Annotated in this window: 6 protein-coding genes; 5 read left to right on the top strand and 1 reads right to left on the bottom strand. The window is 49.0% G+C overall.

The features are described from left to right. The 3 genes from ACXRVY_RS17615 to ACXRVY_RS17625 all read left to right on the top strand — a co-directional run. The coding region (locus ACXRVY_RS17615; protein WP_458237867.1) for a tyrosine-type recombinase/integrase at positions 1-208 on the top strand (208 nt) is incomplete at its 5' end. A 1,043-nt stretch (positions 209-1,251) separates the two neighbouring features. After that, positions 1,252-1,953 (top strand): hypothetical protein, encoded by a 702-nt coding sequence (locus ACXRVY_RS17620; RefSeq protein ID WP_458237868.1) that lies wholly within the window; start codon positions 1,252-1,254, stop codon positions 1,951-1,953. A gap of 117 nt (positions 1,954-2,070) precedes the next feature. Further along, entirely contained in the window at positions 2,071-2,883 is an 813-nt protein-coding gene (locus ACXRVY_RS17625; RefSeq protein ID WP_457265810.1) for a hypothetical protein, read from the top strand. Positions 2,884-3,524: 641 nt separating this feature from the next. Here ACXRVY_RS17625 and ACXRVY_RS17630 read toward each other — a convergent pair. Beyond that, complete coding sequence (locus ACXRVY_RS17630; protein WP_457265811.1) at positions 3,525-3,833, bottom strand: hypothetical protein; 309 nt, start codon at positions 3,831-3,833, stop codon at positions 3,525-3,527. A gap of 118 nt (positions 3,834-3,951) precedes the next feature. Between ACXRVY_RS17630 and ACXRVY_RS17635 the strand changes: the two genes are divergently transcribed. Continuing rightward, the gene (locus ACXRVY_RS17635; RefSeq protein ID WP_458237869.1) at positions 3,952-4,212 is read left to right on the top strand and encodes a helix-turn-helix domain-containing protein; all 261 of its coding nucleotides are present in this window, start codon (positions 3,952-3,954) and stop codon (positions 4,210-4,212) included. A 176-nt stretch (positions 4,213-4,388) separates the two neighbouring features. After that, the coding region (locus ACXRVY_RS17640; protein WP_458237870.1) for a hypothetical protein at positions 4,389-4,751 on the top strand (363 nt) is incomplete at its 3' end.

The raw sequence follows: 4,751 nt of genomic DNA on the forward strand, positions 1-4,751 counted from the left end.
TACTCAGGCTGTACGCCTTGCACGTGTAAAGGCTGGACTTGATAGCAGCGTCAGGCTGCACCAGCTCAGGCACACCAGAATCACAAACGTCGCCAAGAAGGGATTCAACAACGCACAGATCATGATCGTATCGGGCCACAGGGACACTCGATCCGTAGCACGTTACTCACACCTGAATGTCAGAGACGTGCTGCACCTAATAGATTGATCAAGCCCCGCAATATCGGGGCTTTCACTACAGCGGTTGAAGCTTAGGCGTAAGAGAGCAGCTTCCATGTAACGGCTTTGCTGTTGTGTGGAGGGAACACGTTCCCCTTAGCGATTGGTGCAGTGGTCGAAGGAGCGTCTTGCGATTTCCATACGCCGCTCTCTGGCGACTTCTCGCCTGTTTTACCAGTAGTTCCGATTGGTGCCTTGCTCATTTTATTTCCCCGTGGCAGGTATTGCTCGGGCCGCAACATGCAGCCTGAAAGCTACCCTAGCGTAGATTGGATCCAATCAATATCAAGGCGATGTCACACCTTGAAATATATGGATCCAATTGATCGCTGAGCTGGTTGGGCATGAAACGGGCTCTGTGACGCACGACGTATATTCGAAAGGTGCGAGTGCGGTACAGAAGCTGGCGGCAATCTCCAAACTTCCCACTCTTGCTTGAGGCAAGGCACCAACGGCAGGGGTTTCGAGGCTGCTTTACGCAATCACAGAAACCATCGATAACCCTCGATAAACCCCGTCAAAACCCGCACCAATTTCGTCAGACTCCAAGTACCCACTTCCGCTCTGTTCAGTATTTACTGGCCTCCATGTCTGTCTGAACTAAGCAGGAGGCGTTCTCCCTCGCTGGAAACCGGTTTTGTGCTTATTGAAGCTATTGGAGGTGTGTGGGGATTGGAGTGCTTAGATGCCACAGTGCGTTGCATAGTTGCCACCCAGCGTCAACTAGTCCTTGACAGAAAGTGTCAAGCTGTGTAGAATGATCACTTCAGACAAACACGCCGAACACGTCCCGCACCCATACAGTGCCAGATGATCGGTATTGTGTTGTCTATATATTGGCTGACCACCACTGACGGTCGAAGCAACACCGCGAGATTAACCATGAATCATCTTCAAATGATCCAACTCAATAAAGAGGCCGAGTACCGACGCTAACAAAGTTCATTCCTTCAATGAAGATAGAACGATGACGACGATGCCGACCTTGAGTCGGTTTTTTATCGTCTTTTTTTTACCATTTAGGAGGAACTAATGAATCACAGCAATGAACAGTTCAKCATCAAAACCGTTTACGTACACCCGGAATTCTTCGGTCTCCATCTCGACTACTCACTGGGTGAAGAGGCTCCGCTCTTTGCTCCACCACGAGACGCCAAGCTGCTCTGCGGAGTTGGCTACGATTCGGCAGAGAGACGCAAAGCTTTGGGTATGCCTTATCACGAGACTACATGTCGTTCATTTCAGCGATGGAAAGACATGCTTAATCGGTGCTACAGGTCGGGAGCTACTGCATATACCGGCTGTACGGTTTGCCCAAAATGGCATGACTTCCAAGAGTTTGCAGATTGGTTTGTGGGTCAGCCTTACGCATCCGAAGCGGACATGGAACTGGACAAGGATATTCTTGATCCACTCAATACCGTGTACTCACCGGAATTCTGTTCGCTGGTCCCGAGGGTGATCAATCAGATGTTTCGAGATACTCGAAGTCAGCGAGGGATGCTTCCCATTGGCGTAACTGTGGCGGCGAGAGGCGAAGGGTTTGTTTCTCGTCTCTCGATGTATGGGAAGTCGGTGTATCTTGGGAAGTGTCACAACATTATCGAGGCTTTCGAAGCGTACAACGCAGCTCGACGGAATTACTGCAATGAGCTTGTAGAGAAATATGAAGGGCAGATTGATACTCGTGTCATTGAGCGACTCCGCACGTCTACACGCCACATTCGTGACTAAAAACTCCAATGTTACCGCCGTAAGCACTTGTCTGCGGCGGTCACTATTTGACAAACCAAACCCCGGCACTACCCGAGAGGAACTGCCTATGAAATGAACTTGAACAGGAGATTATCCATGCTACACATTGCACGTAAAAGCACACACAACATCGAACATTTTATCGTAGAAAAGCACACAGGCGAGATACTGGGGAGCTACACGATCCACGCCCTACCCCAGACGACTTACGATTACACGTCGATCCCGACTACCAAGAACCAACCGGCTCACCTGCGCTACGACCTTGACCCAAATCCACGCCGCGAAGCTGTTGAGATTGTGGTTGAAGCCTTGCCGGATGGCGCTGTAGACCTTGACGCACAACGCAGCAAACGCGGCCCCAAACCCAAAGCCCTGATCAATCAGAACGCAAGCCATTTCAAGGTGGCCCAGGATGAACGCCTTGGCTGGGTTGACGATTACGTCTTTGGCGCCTGCATTACTGTGGCAGGCGTCCATAAAGGCACGCTGAACGTCAGCCCTTCCCATGTACTACGAGCTTGCCTGCTCAACGAAATCAGCACCGAGATCGTGAAGCGCGTTATTCGCCTAGAAGGTCTACGCACGATGAGCGACCAGCAAGCACGAAGAATCTGTCAGTGTGCCCGGTTCGCCATTGGCGGAATGGAAATCTACCTTGAACGGAATCCGACAGTACGTCAGGAACTACAGTTCGAAGTGGATTTCGCCAACTCCTACCATGAAAACAACGCGGACATTCTGAAGGCGGTTGGTGGTGATGAGCCGCCCGCACCTGTCGTACTAACTGCGCCAGTACGCGAGGCACGGAAGATTCCACAGCAGATTACCGAACTGTACAACGCTGGCGAGTATCTGGCGTATGGCGAAGCATTGAGGACATTCCGCCGGGGGCTGACTGCAATCTGAATTACGCTCGGATATAGAAGTGAAGCGAAGCGAACGATTGGCTTGACGGTTTGAGGGGCAGAATTAAATACGCTCGGATAAGAGAGAAGCGAACGCACGGAGACGGCAACGTCTAAGCTGAAGAACACTTGAATTTGTTGCACACTGAAATAGGTCTGGGGCACTAACTCACGAAGTGAAGCCCCAAAGAAATAATGGTATACCTCTTGAACTTACGTTCAAGGCTTAGCACGGGTAAGGCGACAGCCTTGAGCTTATCCCTCCTGAAGAGTTCCCCTCTTGAGGTAGTTCATCCAATAAATTAATAAATTGTTGATCAGCTTCAAAATGGAATCATTCATCAAGCAAGCTTGATAGTGTTATACCATCTGACCTTCGGTCAACGGTTAGCACGGACAGGCGATAGCCTGAGAGCAACCTTCTTAAATACGGGATTCACTGACGTTCATTAGTACCCGTAATAAATTTCAATTGTGATCAAGCTTCAGTTGTAATCCTACTGAAAGCTTCCGCTTTCCTGATGATGCTTCGTTGACCTTCAGTCCCGCTGCTTGAGTACTAGTCAGTGCGTGGGGGGAGCAATCCTAAAAGGCTTCTTAGGAAAGGTCCCCTCCCAATCATCGTGCATCGCACCGAATTATCTACCGCAGGTAGAAGTAAAGGAACACCACTACCAGCACGACAAAAATCACCCGACCTTGGATTACGTCAGAGTTCGCCTTGTCCACCTTGATCTGTTTGTAGGTGTCGGCGTCGCTCAAACCCTGCTCCTTGTACTTCAATACATGGTTGATTTGCTTGTCGAGTTTCTTGTTGTGGCTGTTTTTGTTTGACGTGACGATCAGCCAAACGATCAACCATAGACCYCCAGTCAGAATGGTCATGATCAGGTGCAAGACGTGGTTCGTGTTCTTCTTCTGGCTGGTCAGTACAAATAGCTTTTCGTTCATGGTTCGTCCGCAATCGGTGAGTGGATGGCGTACCTCGCCAGAGGTTAATTTATCTGAAATTCAGATATCTGAAAACCAGATATAGGTTGGAAGGCTKTCCACTCGTAGCCAGTCAGCCATGTCCAAGACGATMTATMGACCCGAAMACGCTGTKCTTTTGTCGCTGYTGAAGAMGYACAGGAARGCGGCTGGYCTGACTCAAGTMCAGTGYTCAAAGGCCCTGAACCGACCACAGTCCTTCATGAGCGACGTAGAAAGCGGAACACGTCGCTTGGACATCGTGCAGCTTCGGGACTTGTGCAAAGTCCTGAGGATCGGTCTTGTAGACCTGATCGTGGAGTTTGAGAAGTCATTATCAGAGGACTTGACCGGACACTAGCTCACTGGTTACAAATTCTCCGGTGTTTCCGGTAAGAGTGGCCTAGATTCAAACGGTAACGGTGAAGTGCAACTTTTTCGCAATGTTTGACCCATTATTATGGGTAGTATCATAGCGATTACTCATGAACCAATATGATCAAAGACACTGGTTGACTCACTGAAGGATATGTATTAATGGATCGTGTATTTTGCATAAGTCTGGACAGAGAGACAACTGTCTTGGAGGCAGAGAAGCTTTACAGACAAGGCATCATCACTCATAAAAATGACTTCGCCTGCCTAGATGAAAAATGCAGGGCGGAGTATACATTTATAAATATTAATAACAAAAAACCAAAGGTCCCACCCTACTTCAGAACAGCTAAGAAATCATCCAAGCCTCACGTAAAAGGATGTAAGCATAATATTGAAGAAAAGAAGATAGGGGTAATCACTACAGACAAGCCAAGACAATCTAGGGGAGTGTTGTCGGACGAAAGCAATTACATATTCAACACAAGTAGACCGTCCGGCTTTTTTACTCGCACCGTCGAGATA

The sequence above is a fragment of the Pseudomonas sp. P5_A2_2 genome (genome assembly GCF_054177685.1).